This is a genomic window from Nocardioides dokdonensis FR1436 (genome assembly GCF_001653335.1).
In the GTDB taxonomy this organism is placed as follows: domain Bacteria; phylum Actinomycetota; class Actinomycetes; order Propionibacteriales; family Nocardioidaceae; genus Nocardioides; species Nocardioides dokdonensis.
Map to the genome: position 1 here is coordinate 1,594,072 of NZ_CP015079.1, position 15,526 is coordinate 1,609,597.

Here is a 15,526-nt window from a genome sequence, read left to right on the forward strand (position 1 = left end):
CCGGTGGCCACCAAGCGCGACCTCGTCGAGGCCCACGCCTTCAGCCGCCGCCGCCTGGTGACGGCCTTCGTCTCCGGCGCGCCCGGCGGGCGCGAGGTCGAGCCGGCGCGGCCGGGTCGCACCATCGTCGGGGGGGTCGCGCTGGGGGTCCTCCTGGTCGCGGGCGCGGCGATCACCGGTGTCTTCACCGGCAACGCCCCGACCGACTGGGACGAGCCCGGGCTGATCATCAGCAAGGAGCAGGGGGCGGCCTACGTCATCCTGGACGAGGGCACCGAGGACGAGGGCCCCGAGCTGCGGCCCGTCCTCAACATCACCTCGGCCCACCTCATCCTGGGCGCCGACGGCCTCGAGCCCCGGATCGTGTCGCAGGAGACCCTCGAGACCCGTCGCCTGGGTGCCGACATCGGCATCCTCGACGCGCCCGCCAGCCTGCCCGGGACCGACTCCCTGGTCGAGACCGGCTGGTCCGCCTGCACCGGTGACGGGCTGGGCCTGAAGGTCGCGATGACCACGGACCCCGAGGTCACCCCTGCGCCCGGCACCGCGTTCGTGGTGAAGGTCGCCACGAAGAGCCGCACCGACCCGGCGTACTGGGTCGTGGGCACCGCCGAGCGCACCATCGACGAGGAGGCGCAGGCCTACCGCTACGCCCTGACGATGCCGGGACAGGTGCAGCGCAACGCGTTCCTCTCCGCCCTCGACCTGCCGCTGCTCGACACCGCCACCAAGGTCCCCACCGAGTGGCTGTCCCTGTTCCCCCGGGGCGCCGACCTCGACGTCGGGAGCTTCGACGTGCCCGACCTCGGCGAGCCGCTGCCCGGCGGTGCGGGCCGCGTCGGCGACTACGTCCTCGACGAGGGCGGCGGTGGCTTCCTGGTCACCGCCGACGGCGCCGAGCAGCTGTCCGAGTTCGCCCTGCGGGTGCTCGTGAACGCCGAGCGTCGCGACGGACGGTTGCCCGAGCAGCTCGACGAGCTGCCCTTCGGGAGCACCGGCTCGTCACTCGTGAGCGGCAACCACTGGCCCGAGGACGTCCTCGACAGCGAGCCCGGCCAGCACTGCGCCCTCCTGGAGGCCGCGGCGGGGGAGCGCCCGCGGGCCCAGATCGCGCTCAACCCGGTCGGGGAGGCCTCGGCGACCGAGGTGGGCGCGGCCTCGCAGCGCGACGTCTTCGTCGAGTCCGGGGGCGGCGCCTACGTGATGAGCGGCGACTGGGGCGACACCGAGAGCGGCAGCCGCTGGGCCCTGGACCAGAAGGGCCGCGCCAACGCCCTCGTCGGCGCCGAGACCCCCGAGCTGCTCGGCTACGGCGACTACGACCCGGTGCTGGTGCCCGACGCCTGGCTCGAGCTCTTCACCACCGGCGTGCCGCTCTCGCAGGCCGCCGCCCTGTGTCCGCCCGACCGGGGCACGGGTGCGGACCCCGACCCCGGTGCGGACTGCTCGTGAGCGCTCGTACGTCGCCCCGGCGCGACGTCCGCGTCGGGTGGGCGGGACTTCCGGGCCGGCTCGGCGCAACATCTGGGCCGGGTCGCGGGGCGCTGGCGGGGGGACTGCTCGTCCTCGCGGTGAGCGCCGGTCCTGCGCTAGCGGCACCTGCCCTCGCCGCGTCGGGCGCCGCTCCCGAGACCCGGGCGTGCACCGAGATCGCCTTCACCGACCCGCCGGCGGGACCGTGGGCCGCGACCAGCGCCCCGCTCGAGTCGATGGGGGTCGTGGCCGCCCAGCAACGCCTGGCGCGCCGCGGCCTGCTCCCCGGGGCGGGCGTCACCGTCGCGGTGCTCGACACCGGCATCTCCTCGAAGGCTGGCCTGCGCGTGGCGGCCGGGGTGCGGCCCTCCGGCCCGTCCGGGCCACCGGTCGACCCGCACGGCACGATCGTGGCCGGGCTGGTCGCGGCCCCGGCCCGCCCCGGCGGCGAGCCGGTCGGCGTCGCGCCGGGCGCGAGCCTGGTCGACGTACGGGTGCTGGACTCCTTCGCTCCCCAGGAGGGCCAGGCGGGACCGTCCGCGGTCCGGGTGGCCGAGGGGCTGGAGCACGTGCTGGCCGAGGTCCGCGGGGCCGGCGGCGGGGGCGGGCCGGTGGTCGACCTCGTCAACGTCTCGCTCGCCGTGCCGGCCGACCCGCGCATCGATGCGGCGGTCGCGGCGCTGTGGCAGGAGGGCGTCGTCGTGGTGGCCGAGGCGGGCGACCGGCCCGCCGACGAGTCCGACCCCCTCTTCACCGAGCTGGGGGCCTGGTCGGTCTCGGAGGACGCTGCGCCCCTCGTGCACCCCGCGGGCGCCCGCGGCGGCCCCGACGACGAGCCGGGACACCACGTCGTCGGCGTCGGCGCCGTGCTCGACGGCACCGACCCAGGCAGCCGCGAGCTGCTGAGCAGCAGCGCCGTCGACGTGGCCGCCCCCACCGGCGGCGCGGTCTCGCTGGGCCTGAACGGCGGCAGCTGCGGGGTCAGCGCCGTCTCGACCTCCTGGGCCGCCGCCGAGGTCACCGGGGTGCTGGCGCTGCTGATGTCGGCCTACCCCGACGACAGCCCGGCGCAGGTCGTGGACCGCCTCGTCGGCACCGCCGACGGCCGCCCCGACGTCCGCTCGCCGCTGCTCGGCGCCGGGGTGGTGCAGGCCGAGGAGGCGCTGGCCCGCGGGCTGCAGCAGATCGGGCCCGACGGCACCGGCAGCACCCGTGCCGAGGTCGGCGGCGACCCCGCCTCGGCCCCCCGGCCCGAGCCGGACCTCCTGGCAGCGATCCGCGACGACGCGGTGTGGTGGGGCGTGCTCGGCGGCGGGGCCCTCCTGCTGGCGCTCGTGCTGCGCCCGGTCCTGGCCCGCCGCACCCCCTGACCCGGCGCAGATGTCTCGCCGACCCGGCCCGGATCTCTCGCCGACCCGGCCACAATGTGCGGTCCGGGCGAGGGCAGGCTGGGAAAACACGGACGGCGCCGCTCTCGCGACGCCGTCCGGTTGGCGGAGGATAGGGGATTCGAACCCCTGAGGGCGTTAACCCAACCCGCTTTCCAAGCGAGCGCCATAGGCCACTAGGCGAATCCTCCGCCGAGGAGCGTACCGGTGCCCTCGCGCGCCGCGAAATCGCCCCTCGAAGGTCACCGCGGAGCCGCCTGCGAGTCCCGTGTTGGTGGCCCCGGCTCCCTCACCTACACTCGTGCCAACCCCCCGTGTGGCGACATCTTGCCCAATCCCCCAGGGCCGAAAGGCAGCAAGGGTCAGCGAGCTCTGTCGGGTGCACGGGGGGCCTTTTCATGTCCTGGCGCGGTCGTGGACGGGTGCTGCTCCCCAGGTCCGGTCCTGGCGATGGCCAGTGTCGGACCTGCTGGTTAGGGTCACTGTGTGGAGTCCCCCCTAGCCCTGTACCGCCGCTACCGGCCCGAGACGTTCTCGGAGGTCATCGGGCAGGACCACGTCACCGAGCCCCTGCGCGCCGCGCTGGCCAACAACCGCGTCAACCACGCCTACCTCTTCTCGGGGCCGCGCGGCTGTGGCAAGACCACCTCGGCGAGGATCCTGGCCCGCGCGCTCAACTGCGAGCAGGCGCCGGTGGCCGACCCGTGCGGGCAGTGCGACAGCTGCCGGGACCTGGCCCGCGGGGGACCGGGCTCGATCGACGTCATCGAGATCGACGCCGCCAGCCACGGTGGCGTGGACGATGCGCGGGACCTGCGCGAGAAGGCGTTCTTCGCCCCGGTCCGCAGCCGCTACAAGGTCTACATCATCGACGAGGCGCACATGGTGACCACGCAGGGCTTCAACGCCCTGCTCAAGCTCGTCGAGGAGCCACCTCCGCACCTGCGCTTCATCTTCGCCACCACCGAGCCGGAGAAGGTGCTGCCGACGATCCGCTCGCGCACCCACCACTACCCGTTCCGGCTGATCCCGCCGCGTCTGCTTTCCTCCTACCTGACCGAGCTCTGCGAGCTCGAGGGCGTGCCGATCGCCCAGGCCGCGTTGCCGCTCGTGGTGCGCGCCGGCGCCGGCTCGGCTCGCGACACGCTCTCGGTGCTCGACCAGCTCCTCGGCGGCGCCGGGTCCGAGGGGGTCACCCACGCCCTGGCCACCGGCCTGCTGGGCTACACCCCCGACTCGCTGCTCGACGAGGTCGTCGACGCCTTCGCCGCGGGTGACGGTGCTGCGGTGTTCGGGGTGGTCGACAAGGTGATCGAGACCGGCCAGGACCCGCGCCGCTTCACCGAGGACCTGCTGCGTCGGTTGCGCGACCTCGTGATCGTGGCGGCCGTGCCCGACGCTCCGGCCACCGGGCTCATCGACGTCAGCGAGGACGCCGGCGAGCGGCTGGTCGCCCAGGCCGCGCGCTTCGGCGCCACCGAGCTGACCCGCGCCGCCGACCACGTGGCCGCGGGTCTGACCGAGATGCGCGGTGCGACGGCGCCCCGCCTGCTGCTGGAGCTGATCTGCGCCCGGGTGCTGCTGCCCGGTGCCGACCACTCCACCGACGGGCTCACCGCGCGGCTGGACCGGATCGAGAAGCGGATGTCGGTGTCCGGAGTGCCCGCCAGTGCCCCGGCCCGTCCGCAGACCCAGGTGCCCGGCCAGGACCGCCCCGCCCCGACGTCGACGACCCGGGCGCCCGAGCAGGTCGCCGAGGCCCCTGCGGGCGCCGCGGTCGCCCCCTCGGCGACCGCCCCCACCGCGACCCCTGCACCCGAGCCGGTGCCGGCCCCGGCGCCCCGGGCGACGCCGCCGACCGCGTCCCCGGTCCAGCCCGACACCCCGCAGCCCGCCTCGCCGCCCGCCCAGCAGCCTGCGGCACCGGCCGCCCAGGAACCGGCCCGGGAGCGCCCGGCGCCGGAGCCCGCCCCGGCCGCGGCGGCCGAGCCCGCGCCCGGCGCGCTGAGCCTGGTCGACGTACGCCGCCTGTGGCCGGACATCGTGGAGGCGACCAAGGTCCGCCGGCGCGTCACCTGGATCCACCTGACGCAGAACGCCCAGGTGGTGGCCGTCGACGCCAAGACGCTGACCCTCGGCTTCGCCAACGCGGGGGCGAGGGACTCCTTCGACGGCAACGGAAGCGCCGAGATCGTGCGCCAGGCGGCCATCGACGTCGTCGGCTCCGACTGGCGCATCGAGACGATCGTCGATCCCGGCGCCACCCCCGACTCCACGCCCGTCGTGACCCGACAGGCAGCCGCGCCCGCGGCCCCGAGTCCGGCCCCGAGCCCGGTCCAGAGCGCGGAGCAGGGTGCGGCACCGGCCGAGCAGGCGCCGGCGGCACCACGGCCCCCCACGAGCCAGGTCGAGGCCCCCGCACCGCCCTCCGCGGTCGAGCGGCCGCCGGCCTGGGCCGACGAGGCGCCCCCCGACGACGACCCCGGCGAGCCCGGGGCGCCGTCCGCGGCAGCCGGCGAGGGGGCGCTCCCGCCCCGCCCGCAGGCCGGGCCCGGCTCGATCGCGGCCGCTCGGGGCGCGATCCAGCAGACCCGCGTGGGCGGACCCGACACCTCGCGCTCCGACGGTCTCCGGGAGGCTGACGCCGACGCGCACCCCGACGACCTCGACGTCGAGGACGATCCGCTCGCGGGCGCGGCGCTGCTCGAGCGCGAGCTCGGTGCCCGTGTCATCGAGGAGATCCGGCACCAGTGACCACCGGCAGGACACACTGGCTCCCGTCCGGCCCCCAGCCACAGACCCAGATCCAGACCCACGACATCCCGCACCACGACACCCAGAGGTGACCCCATGAGCCAGAACCCCTTCGAGGCCCTCGGCGGCGCAGGCGGCGGCCTCGACATGAACGCCCTGCTCCAGCAGGCCCAGCAGATGCAGGAGCAGCTCCAGCAGGCCCAGGAGCGTCTCGCCGAGGCCGAGGTCGAGGGCACCGTCGCCGGCGGCACGGTCACCGTGCGCGTCAACGGCGTGGGCGAGCTGACCGGCGTGAACATCAAGACGGGCGGCTTCGACGGCACCGACGCCGACGACCTCACCGACCTCGGCGACATGATCGTCGCGGCCTACCGCGACGCCAAGTCCCAGGCCGACGCCATGGCCGGTGAGGCCCTGGGGCCGCTGGCCGGCGGCGGGCTGCCCGGCGCGGGCGGGTCCGGCGACCTGCCGGGCCAGCTCGGTTTCTAGGCCGCGACCTTGTACGAAGGCGTCGTCCAGGACCTCATCGACGAGCTCGGGCGACTGCCCGGGGTCGGGCCGAAGGGCGCCCAGCGCATCGCGTTCCACCTGCTCCAGGCCGACCCCACCGACGTACGCCGCCTGGCCGACGTGCTGATCGAGGTCAAGGCCAAGGTCAAGTTCTGCGAGGTGTGCTTCAACGTCTCGCAGGACGACCGGTGCCGGATCTGCCGCGACCCGCGCCGCGACCCCTCCGTGCTGTGCGTGGTGGAGGAGTACAAGGACGTCGTGGCGATCGAACGCACCCGGGAGTACCGCGGTCGCTACCACGTGCTGGGCGGGGCGATCAGCCCCATCGACGGCATCGGTCCCGACCAGCTGCGCATCCGTGAGCTGATGGCTCGCCTGGCGAGCGCGGAGGTCACCGAGGTCATCCTGGCCACCGATCCCAACCTCGAGGGCGAGGCCACCGCGACCTACCTGACCCGGATGCTGAGGGTGATGGACTTGCGCGTGACGCGGTTGGCGAGTGGACTGCCGGTGGGTGGGGACCTGGAGTACGCCGACGAGGTCACCCTCGGTCGGGCTTTCGCAGGAAGGCGGGCAGCAGAATGACCAGCAGCGCGACAGGCGGCACCGGCACGGACGAGACCGGCTCGCTCGAGCCCGCGGAGGCCGCGGGCGGCGATCCGCTCGCCGCGCTCGAGCTCGACGCCGAGACCGAGGAGTTCGCCCAGCAGATCGCCGACCAGGTGGCCAGCTTCCTGCTGGCACTGCGCGCGATCGCCCGCGAGGCCGACGGTGGCAGGGCGATCTCGCTGCTGCTGCTCGAGATCAGCCAGGTCCTGCTGGCGGGAGCCCGTCTCGGCGCCCAGCAGGACTTCACGCTGCACTCGCGCTACCAGCCCGACGTGGGCCCGGAGCCGGACCTCGACGAGATGCGCATGCGCCTGGCGCTGATGCTCGACAACATCGACACGTACAGCTTCGTCTTCGATCCCTACGTGCCCGAGGTGGTCGAGAGCCAGCTCTCCGACGACCTCGCTGCCATCGCCACGGACCTCGACACCGGTCTGCGCCACTACCGCCTCGGCAACGTGGGTGAGGCGCTGTGGTGGTGGCAGTTCTCCTACGTCTCCTCGTGGGGCAACCTCGCCGGCGCCGCGCTCAACGCGCTGCTCTCGGTGGTCGCCCACGACCGGCTCGACGTCGACCTGGACCTCGACGCCGACCAGGTCGCCGCCGCCGACGCGATGCTCTCCGACCCGGAGTAGGAGCCGAACCCGGCCGGTGAGATGGGCCCGCAGGTCCTGGAGGGCCCCCGGTAGACTCTGGCTCCGGTCATGGTGCGCCGTTCGCGGCCACACTCCTCACACCGGAACGGGACTCTTGTCGTGGGCATTGTCGTGCAGAAGTACGGCGGTTCGTCGGTCGCTGACGCCGAGGCCGTCAAGCGAGTGGCCCGTCGCATCGTGGAGGCCAAGAAGGCCGGCAACGACGTGGTCGTAGCGGTCTCCGCCATGGGTGACACCACCGACGACCTGCTGGAGAAGGCGCAGGCGGTCAGCCCGCTGCCCCCGGCGCGCGAGCTCGACATGCTGCTCACGGCCGGTGAGCGGATCTCGATGGCCTTGGTGGCGATGGCGATCTCCGACCTCGGCTACAGCGCGCGCTCCTTCACCGGTTCGCAGGCCGGGGTCATCACCGACTCGGTGCACGGCAAGGCGAAGATCATCGACGTCACGCCGGGGCGCATCACGACCGCGCTCGAGGAGGGCCACATCGTCATCGTGGCCGGCTTCCAGGGCGTCTCCCAGGACACCAAGGAGATCACCACCCTGGGGCGGGGCGGCACCGACACCACCGCCGTCGCGCTGGCCGCGGCGCTCCAGGCCGACGTCTGCGAGATCTACACCGACGTCGACGGCGTCTTCACCGCCGACCCCCGCATCGTGCCCACGGCTCGCAAGCTCGACCGCGTCACCTACGAGGAGATGCTCGAGATGGCGGCCAACGGCGCGAAGATCCTGCACCTGCGCTGCGTGGAGTACGCACGGCGCTTCAACATCCCGATCCACGTCCGGTCCTCGTTCAGCAAGCTCGACGGCACCATCGTCAGCGGCAGCATCGACGACCCCGCGCCCGAGGAGGGCACCATGGAGCAAGCGATCATCGCCGGCGTCGCGCACGACCGCAGCGAGGCCAAGATCACCGTCACCGGCGTCCCGGACAAGATCGGTGAGGCGGCGCGGATCTTCGTGGCCCTCGCCGAGGCGCAGATCAACCTCGACATGATCGTGCAGAACGTCTCCGAGGCGGCCACCAACCGCACCGACATCTCCTTCACCCTGCCGCACACCGACGGCCAGACCGCGATGAAGACCCTCGCGGCCCTGAAGGACGAGATCGGCTTCGAGTCGCTGCTGTACGACGACCGGGTCGGCAAGGTCTCGCTGATCGGCGCGGGCATGCGCAGCCACCCGGGCGTGACGGCCAAGTTCTTCTCGGCCATCGCCGAGGCCGGGGTCAACCTCGGCATGATCTCCACCTCCGAGATCCGGATCAGCGTGGTCGTGGCCGACGTCGACGTCGACGCGGCCGTCATCGCCACCCACACCGCCTTCGACCTCGACGCCGACGACGTCGAGGCGGTCGTCTACGGCGGTACCGGGCGATGAGCGGCCTGCGCGTCGGCATCGTCGGCGCCACCGGTCAGGTCGGGGTGGCCATGCGCCAGATCCTGGCCGAGCGCGGCTTCCCCGTCGAGGAGATCCGGTTCTTCGCCTCGGCCCGCTCGGCCGGCAGGATCCTCGACTACGACGGCCGCGAGGTCGTCGTCGAGGACTCCGAGACCGCCGACCCCCGGGGGCTCGACATCGCCCTGTTCTCCGCCGGCGCCACCGCGTCGCGGGCCCTGGTGCCGCGGTTCGTGGAGGCCGGGGTCATCGTGGTCGACAACTCCAGCGCGTTCCGCAAGGACCCGGCGATCCCGCTGGTCGTCTCCGAGGTCAACCCGGAGGCAGCCGCGGAGGTCATCACGGCCGGCCGCGGGATCATCGCGAACCCGAACTGCACCACGATGGCCGCGATGCCGGTCCTCAAGCCGCTGCACGACGAGGCCGGCCTGGTCCGGATGATCGCGTCGACGTACCAGGCCGTCTCCGGTTCCGGCGTCGCCGGCGTGGAGGAGCTGGCCGGGCAGGTCGAGACGGCCGGCGAGAAGGCGCGCGAGCTGGCCTACGACGGCCGGGCTGTCGACTTCGGTGAGCCCGGCGTCTACCGCCGCACCATCGCCCACAACGTGCTGCCCTTCGCCGGCAGCCTGGTCGACGACGGGCTCGGCGAGACCGACGAGGAGCAGAAGCTGCGCCACGAGTCGCGCAAGATCCTCGGACTGCCCGACCTGGCCGTCTCCGGCATCTGCGTGCGGGTGCCGGTCTTCACCGGTCACTCCCTGGCGCTCAACCTCGAGTTCGCCTCCGAGCTGAGCGTCGCGCGCGCCACCGAGCTGCTGGGTGCGGCCCCCGGGGTCGAGCTCAGCGAGATCCCTACGCCGTTGCAGGCCGCCGGCACCGACCCGTCGTACGTCGGGCGCATCCGGCAGGACGAAGGTGCTCCCGCCGGTCGGGGCCTGGCGCTCTTCGTCTCCAACGACAACCTGCGCAAGGGTGCGGCCCTGAACACCGTGCAGATCGCCGAGCTGGTGGCCGCGGCCCGCTGATCCTCGGCCTCGGCTGCCCCCGCAGGGGTGATTCCGGTTGCCGTTTGGTCACCAACCACAACGGATCACCCCTCGGCGGTGCCGTTTGGTCACCAACGGCAGGACCCCGTCGGCCACGTCAGTCGACCCCGGGCGGGGTCGGTAGGTCAGTCGCGGGCCGGCTCGATCACCGCGGTGGTGAGCCAGTGCGAGAGCAGGAACGTGCCGATGGCGACCAGCGGGATGACCAGGGCCATCCACGGCGACATCAGGGCGTCGACCAGGAACAGCAGCGCGATCACGCAGAGCAGGCCGACGGCCAGGAACGCCGTGCTGGTGGGGTCGGGGACGCCGAAGGCACGCAGCAGCGCGCCGCCCAGCACGACCATCGAGACCATGATGGCCAGCAGCAGGAAGAAGCCGGGGTTGCCGCACGAGGGAGTGCCCTGCAGGACCTCGCACAGGCGCAGCGAGAGCCAGGTCAGGATCACGACTAGCACTCCGACCACCAGGCCGGTGACGACGGCGGCGGTGCGGCCCTGGAGGCCGGTCAGCGTCGTGCGCACCCGTGAGGGGCTGCGCGGTGCGGGCTCGGCCCCGACAGCCTCGGTGTCGGAGGGCGGGCGTACCTCAGGGGCCGAGATCACGGTCGTGTCGTCCCGGGCCGGCCGCGGCGTGGGCTCCGGCGCCGGGCGGCGCACGCGGACGGGGGCCGGCGCGGCCACGGGAGCGGGCTCCGAGGTCGGCTCGGTCTCGACCACGGGTTCGGTCTCGACCACGGGAGCGGTCTCGACGGCGGGCTCCGGCTCGTCCTCGACCTCGGGCACAGGGGCGACCAGGGGTGCGGCCTCGACCACGGGTTCGTCGACCGGGTCCGTCAGCGGCAGCGTGGTCGTCGGGTCCGTTGAGGCGGTCTCGGGGGCCGGCTCAGCGGCGGTGTTCCTCTTCTTGCGTCCCCAGCGGCCCAGTCCCAGCGAGGGCGGCTCCAGGGACGGGGTGTCCGCGGAGCGGTCGTCGTCTGCCATGGCTGCAGTCTGTCACGGGAGGACCTCCCAGGAGACGGCTGAGGCCCGGATCCGCTGGGGATCCGGGCCTCTGCTGTCGGGCTGACAGGATTTGAACCTGCGGCCTCCTCGTCCCGAACGAGGCGCGCTACCAAGCTGCGCCACAGCCCGATGTGAGGCTCAGCCAAGGCTGACCCCACGAGCACCGGAGCATACCGGAGCCCGCGGGACGTGCCCCAATCGGGTCTGGCTGCCGGACCCGCAGCGCGATCCGAGGAGCGACCCGCGGCGGGGCGTCAGGGCGCGAGCGGCAGGAACGTGAGCAGCGTGGCCTCGGGGCGGCAGGCGACACGGACCTGCGCGTAGGGGCTGGTGCCCAACCCGGCGCTCACGTGCAGCCACGCGGCGCCGCGGTCGCCCGGCTCCGAGTCGGCGGGGTGGCGGTGCAGGCCCCGGGCCCGCTCGGGCTCGAGGTCGCAGTTGGTGGTCAGCGCCCGTCCCCCGGGCAGGCAGACCTGGCCGCCGTGGGTGTGGCCCGCCAGGATCGCGTCGTGGCCGTCGGCGGCGAACTGGTCCAGGACGCGCAGGTACGGCGCGTGCGCGACCGCGAGGCGTACGTCGGCCCCGGGGTCGGCCGGTCCGGCGACGGCCGCCAGGTCGTCGTACTCGAGGTGCGGGTCGTCGACGCCCACGAACGCCAGGTCCAGGCCGTTGACCTCGAGCCGCCCGCGGGTGTTGGTCAGGTCGAGCCAGCCGTGCTCGACGAAGCGGGCGGTGAGGTCGCGCCACGGCAGCTGGGGCACGTCGGTGTGGCGAGTGCCGTCGTCGGGCAGCACGTAGCGCAGCGGGTTGCGCAGCCGCGGCTCGTAGTAGTCGTTGGACCCGTGCACGAACACGCCGGGCACGTCGAGCAGCGGCCCGAGGGAGTCGGTGACCGCCGGCACGGCGCCCTGGTGGGCCAGGTTGTCCCCGGTGTCGACCACGAGGTCGGGCCGCAGCGTCGCCAGCCCGGCCAGCCACTCCTGCTTGCGGTGGTGGCGCGGGGTCATGTGCACGTCGCTGAGGTGCAGCACGCGCAGCGGGTCCGCGCCGGGGGGCAGGAGGGGCACCTCGACCCGCCGCAGCGTGAACTGCCGGGTCTCACGCACGGCGTACGCCGTGACGGCGGCACCGCCGACGGCCGCGGCCCCGAGGAGGGCGGCGCTGCCACGGGCGAGAAGCGGGGTCAGGCTCACCGGGACAGGCTGTCACAATGTCGGGCATGAGCACCCTCAAGGACCAGCTGCGCGCCGACCTGACCACTGCGATGAAGGCCCGGGACCAGGTGCGTTCCTCGACGCTGCGGATGGTCATCTCCGCGATCTCGAACGCCGAGGTCGCCGGGAAGACCGCGCGCGAGCTCTCCGACGAGGAGGTCGTGGCCGTCCTGGCCGCCGAGGCCAAGAAGCGCCGCGAGGCCGCGACCGCGTTCGCCGACGGCGGTCGCGAGGAGAGTGCCGAGAAGGAGCGCGTCGAGGCCGAGGTGATCGCGGTCTACCTGCCCGAGCAGCTCGACGCCGCCGAGATCGAGCGGATCGTCACCGAGGCGGTCGCCTCCACCGGCGCCGCCGGCGAGGGCATGAAGGCGATGGGCAAGGTGATGGGCGTGGTGCAGCCCCAGGTCAAGGGTCGCGCCGACGGCGGCGTCGTGGCGGCCGAGGTCCGTCGCCAGCTCGCCTGAGCCCGCTCACGCGCCCCGGCGGGCCGGTCCAGCGGTGGGGCGGTCAGCGCCGCCCGTTCCCGTTCCCGGTGCCGTTGCCGTTCTTGTTGTTCTTGCCGCCGCCGTTGCCGCCCCCGTTGCCGCCGCCACCACCGTTGTTGCTGGACGGCGGGGGCGGGGGAGGCACCGGGGTCCCGTTGGACTGGTAGAGCGTGATCTGCGATCCCGAGGGCGCGGTGCCGCTCGGCGAGCTGTAGGCGACGGTGCCGGAGGAGTACGAGGAGTTCACGTAGCCGCCGTAGCTGACGCCGAAGCCGGCGTCCTCGAGCACCTGGCGGGCGCCCTCGACACTCATCCCGCTCACCGCAGGCACCGAGATCGTCACGCCGTTGACGACGGTGGCGTCGGGTGAGGAGAAGGGCGTGTTGGCCAGGTCGTCGTCGATGGCCTTCATCGCATCGCCCCAGATCGGGCCGGCGTACCCGGAGCCCGAGGCGGCCGAGATGTACTGCCCGCCGACGAACTGACCGGTCAGGCTGATCGGGGTGCCGAGCTGGTTGGCGCCGGCGATCATCGCGGCAGCGGCCATCTCGGGGGTGTAGCCCACGAACCAGACGGAGCGCCCGTTCTGCGTGGTGCCGGTCTTGCCGCCCGCGGGGCTGTCCAGCGCCTCGTTCTGGGCGAAGCCACCCGGGGCGATCACGCCGGTCAGGATGTCGTTGACCGCGTCGGCCGTGGAGGTCTTGAGGACCTGGCGGCACTTGGCGGGGTACTCCTTGAGCACGTTGCCGTTGGCGTCCTCGATCGAGGTGACCGGTCGCGAGGCGCAGTGCTGACCACGCGCAGCGAACGTCGCGTAGGCCTCGGCCATCTCCAGCGGGCTCACGTCGGCGACGCCGAGCGGGAAGGAGGGCACCATCTCGCGGGACTTGTCGGTGAGCTGGATGCCCATCTTCTTGGCCAGCTGGTAGGGCTGGCACAGGCCGGTGCGCTGGGCCAGCTGGATGTAGAAGGTGTTCACCGACTTCTGGGTGCCGGTGTAGAGGTCGAAGGTGCCCTCGCCGGTGGAGTTCCCGACGGGGTAGGTGTCGGTGGACTGGTAGCTCTGCCCGCCGCACACCCGGAACGAGCTCTGCGCCACCTCGATCTGCTGGGGGCTGTTGATCTGGGTGTTGAGCGGGATGCCCTGCTCGATGGCGGCCGCGAGCACGAAGACCTTGAAGGTCGAGCCCGGCTGGAAGCCGCCCGAGTCGCCGTACTTCTGCGGCACCACGTAGTTGAGGTAGGTCTGCCCCGGGCCCTTGCCGATCGGGCGCGACTGCGCCAGCGCCCGCACCTGGCCGGTGCCCGGCTCGACCATCGCGAGGCCGCCGATGGCCTGGTCGGTGGGGTAGACGTGCGCGCTGACGGCCGCATCGGCGGCGCTCTGGTAGTCCTGGTCGAGCGTGGTGCGGATCGTCAGGCCGCCGGACTCCAGCAGCGAGCGACGCTCCTTCTTGGTCTCGCCCAGGGCCGGGTCGGTGACCAGGTAGCGCAGCACGTAGTCGCAGAAGAAGGGGGCGGCGGTGAACACGCACCCGTTGGAGGTCTTCTGCGTCTTCAGGGCCAACGGCTTGTCCTGCAGGCGCCGGGTCCGCTTGTCGTTGAGGACCCCCAGGTCCGCGAGGCGGCCCAGCACCACGTTGCGGCGCTCGGTGGCCCGCTCGGGGTTGTCGGTGGGGTCGTAGCCGTTGGGGTTCTTCACCAGGCCCGCGAGCAGCGCCGACTGCTGCATGTTCAGCTTGGAGGCGTTGACGCTGAAGTAGTGCTGCGCCGCGGCCTGCACGCCGTAGGCACCGTCGCCGAAGTAGGCGATGTTGAGGTAGCGCTCGAGGATCCAGTCCTTGGAGTGGCGCTGCTCCATGGCCACGGCGTAGCGCAGCTCCTTGAGCTTGCGGGCGTACGTCGTCGCGGTGGCCGCCTTCAGCTCCTCGGGGGTCTTGGCCTGGGTCACGAGCGTCTGCTTGACCAGCTGCTGGGTGATCGAGGAGCCGCCCTGGACGTCGCCGCCCTCGGCCTGGTTGGTCACGAAGGCGCGCAGCGTGCCGCGCACGTCGAGCGCACCGTGCTCGTAGTAGCGCGCGTCCTCGACCCCGACGATGGCCTTCACCATCTTGCGGGACACCTGGGCCAGCGGCACCTCGACCCGGTTCTGGTCGTAGAGCGTGGCCAGGGTGCCGCCCGAGGCGTCGAGGATGGTGGTCTTCTGGGCCAGCGTCTCGGTCTCGAGCTCGGCGGGCAGCTGGTCCATGGTGTCGGCGATGTTGCGCGCGCCGATGCCGACGATGCCCGCGAACGGGATCGCGAGGCCGGCGACCACGACGCCGAGCACGGCGGAGATCGCGACCATCACCGCGAGGTGGGAGAGGACGCGGCTGGCTGGGCGGGGCGCGGGCATGGCTCCCAGAGTACGGGAGCGGCCGAGGCCGGCTCCATCGCCGCGACCCCGCCCCCATACACCCGATCCACGCCCCGGATGGTCCGGACCACGCGCATCTAGTCATTTTGGACTACGTCTTAACAGTCGAAATGACCTGTCCCCCTGCGAGCTGCACCCCTTTACTGTCTACAGGGACATGAGATCGCGATCACACCGACCCCAAGGACGTCTGGGAACGAGGTGGTCCGGTCTCGCGACAAGGATGGGGACATTGTCATGTGGGTTGAAGACTGGACTCCGCGCGCCGCCTGCAGGGCGGCGCAGCCGGATCAGCTGTTCGTGCGAGGCGCCGAGCAGAACAAGGCCAAGCAGCTGTGCCAAGGCTGCCCGGTGCGCACCGAGTGCCTCGCCGAGGCGCTGGACAACCAGATCGAGTGGGGCGTGTGGGGCGGCATGACCGAGCGTGAGCGCCGAGCGCTGCTGCGCCGGCGTCCGGCCGCCTCGTGGCGCTCGGTGCTGGAGAACGCCCGCACCCGGGGCACGGTCGAGGCGGCGCCGGTCAGCGCCCGCTGAGGCGCCTCGAGCAGCACGGGACCCAGCACCGGGCCC

The 15,526-nt window shown here is 73.0% G+C and carries 13 protein-coding genes, 2 tRNA genes and 1 other RNA gene; 11 read left to right on the forward strand and 5 right to left on the reverse strand.

Translation table 11 applies throughout. The features are described from left to right. Positions 1-3 precede the first annotated feature (3 nt). Together I601_RS07540 and I601_RS07545 are read left to right on the forward strand one after the other, a co-directional pair. Positions 4-1,452, forward strand: a complete 1,449-nt coding sequence (locus I601_RS07540) for a type VII secretion protein EccB (protein WP_068107886.1) — start codon at positions 4-6, stop codon at positions 1,450-1,452. Continuing rightward, the gene (locus I601_RS07545) at positions 1,449-2,843 is read left to right on the forward strand and encodes a S8 family serine peptidase (RefSeq protein WP_157519955.1); all 1,395 of its coding nucleotides are present in this window, start codon (positions 1,449-1,451) and stop codon (positions 2,841-2,843) included. Before I601_RS07540 ends, I601_RS07545 begins: the two co-directional genes overlap by 4 nt. A gap of 121 nt (positions 2,844-2,964) precedes the next feature. Here the strand turns inward: I601_RS07545 and I601_RS07550 are convergent. Continuing rightward, positions 2,965-3,052 (reverse strand) — tRNA-Ser (locus tag I601_RS07550). Positions 3,053-3,167: 115 nt separating this feature from the next. Between I601_RS07550 and ffs the strand changes: the two genes are divergently transcribed. The 7 genes from ffs to I601_RS07585 all read left to right on the forward strand — a co-directional run bounded on the left by ffs (position 3,168) and on the right by I601_RS07585 (position 9,816). Beyond that, positions 3,168-3,257, forward strand: an RNA gene (ffs, locus tag I601_RS07555) — signal recognition particle sRNA small type. 90 nt (positions 3,258-3,347) lie between these two features. Continuing rightward, positions 3,348-5,615, forward strand: a complete 2,268-nt coding sequence (locus tag I601_RS07560; protein ID WP_068107890.1) for a DNA polymerase III subunit gamma and tau — start codon at positions 3,348-3,350, stop codon at positions 5,613-5,615. A gap of 96 nt (positions 5,616-5,711) precedes the next feature. After that, positions 5,712-6,104 carry a YbaB/EbfC family nucleoid-associated protein gene (locus I601_RS07565; protein ID WP_068107892.1) on the forward strand — a complete coding sequence of 131 codons (393 nt, stop codon included), beginning with the start codon at positions 5,712-5,714 and terminating at the stop codon, positions 6,102-6,104. A gap of 9 nt (positions 6,105-6,113) precedes the next feature. Continuing rightward, entirely contained in the window at positions 6,114-6,710 is a 597-nt protein-coding gene (gene recR, locus I601_RS07570; RefSeq protein WP_068107894.1) for a recombination mediator RecR, read from the forward strand. Beyond that, the gene (locus I601_RS07575; RefSeq protein ID WP_084527307.1) at positions 6,707-7,369 is read left to right on the forward strand and encodes a DUF5063 domain-containing protein; all 663 of its coding nucleotides are present in this window, start codon (positions 6,707-6,709) and stop codon (positions 7,367-7,369) included. The genes recR and I601_RS07575 overlap by 4 nt, the downstream gene beginning before the upstream one ends. Before the next feature lie 69 nt (positions 7,370-7,438). After that, a complete protein-coding gene (locus I601_RS07580; protein WP_418303089.1) occupies positions 7,439-8,773 on the forward strand; it encodes an aspartate kinase in 1,335 nt (444 codons plus the stop codon). Further along, positions 8,770-9,816 carry an aspartate-semialdehyde dehydrogenase gene (locus tag I601_RS07585; protein WP_068107898.1) on the forward strand — a complete coding sequence of 349 codons (1,047 nt, stop codon included), beginning with the start codon at positions 8,770-8,772 and terminating at the stop codon, positions 9,814-9,816. Before I601_RS07580 ends, I601_RS07585 begins: the two co-directional genes overlap by 4 nt. A 146-nt stretch (positions 9,817-9,962) precedes the next feature. Here the strand turns inward: I601_RS07585 and I601_RS07590 are convergent, their stop codons facing one another. The 3 genes from I601_RS07590 to I601_RS07600 all read right to left on the reverse strand — a co-directional run bounded on the left by I601_RS07590 (position 9,963) and on the right by I601_RS07600 (position 12,034). Next, a complete protein-coding gene (locus tag I601_RS07590) occupies positions 9,963-10,820 on the reverse strand; it encodes a hypothetical protein (protein WP_068107900.1) in 858 nt (285 codons plus the stop codon). A 76-nt stretch (positions 10,821-10,896) separates the two neighbouring features. Continuing rightward, positions 10,897-10,970: transfer RNA gene (locus I601_RS07595), tRNA-Pro, on the reverse strand. A 125-nt stretch (positions 10,971-11,095) separates the two neighbouring features. Continuing rightward, entirely contained in the window at positions 11,096-12,034 is a 939-nt protein-coding gene (locus I601_RS07600; protein ID WP_084527309.1) for a metallophosphoesterase, read from the reverse strand. A gap of 26 nt (positions 12,035-12,060) precedes the next feature. Between I601_RS07600 and I601_RS07605 the strand changes: the two genes are divergently transcribed. Continuing rightward, entirely contained in the window at positions 12,061-12,519 is a 459-nt protein-coding gene (locus I601_RS07605; RefSeq protein ID WP_068107902.1) for a GatB/YqeY domain-containing protein, read from the forward strand. A 43-nt stretch (positions 12,520-12,562) separates the two neighbouring features. Here I601_RS07605 and I601_RS07610 read toward each other — a convergent pair whose 3' ends face one another. Then, complete coding sequence (locus I601_RS07610; protein WP_068107904.1) at positions 12,563-14,935, reverse strand: penicillin-binding protein; 2,373 nt, start codon at positions 14,933-14,935, stop codon at positions 12,563-12,565. Between the two features lie 258 nt (positions 14,936-15,193). Here I601_RS07610 and I601_RS07615 point away from each other — a divergent pair, with 258 nt between their 5' ends. Further along, a complete protein-coding gene (locus I601_RS07615) occupies positions 15,194-15,490 on the forward strand; it encodes a WhiB family transcriptional regulator (RefSeq protein WP_068107906.1) in 297 nt (98 codons plus the stop codon). Positions 15,491-15,526: the final 36 nt, after the last annotated feature.

Bases quoted from the DNA above. Each gene is read 5' to 3' on its own strand.
- I601_RS07565 (WP_068107892.1), top strand. From the start codon at position 5,712: ATGAGCCAGAACCCCTTCGAGGCCCTCGGCGGCGCAGGCGGCGGCCTC.
- I601_RS07575 (WP_084527307.1), top strand. From the start codon at position 6,707: ATGACCAGCAGCGCGACAGGCGGCACCGGCACGGACGAGACCGGCTCG.
- I601_RS07580 (WP_418303089.1), top strand. From the start codon at position 7,439: ATGGTGCGCCGTTCGCGGCCACACTCCTCACACCGGAACGGGACTCTT.
- I601_RS07585 (WP_068107898.1), top strand. From the start codon at position 8,770: ATGAGCGGCCTGCGCGTCGGCATCGTCGGCGCCACCGGTCAGGTCGGG.
- I601_RS07590 (WP_068107900.1), bottom strand. From the start codon at position 10,820: ATGGCAGACGACGACCGCTCCGCGGACACCCCGTCCCTGGAGCCGCCC.
- I601_RS07605 (WP_068107902.1), top strand. From the start codon at position 12,061: ATGAGCACCCTCAAGGACCAGCTGCGCGCCGACCTGACCACTGCGATG.
- I601_RS07610 (WP_068107904.1), bottom strand. From the start codon at position 14,935: ATGCCCGCGCCCCGCCCAGCCAGCCGCGTCCTCTCCCACCTCGCGGTG.
- I601_RS07615 (WP_068107906.1), top strand. From the start codon at position 15,194: ATGTGGGTTGAAGACTGGACTCCGCGCGCCGCCTGCAGGGCGGCGCAG.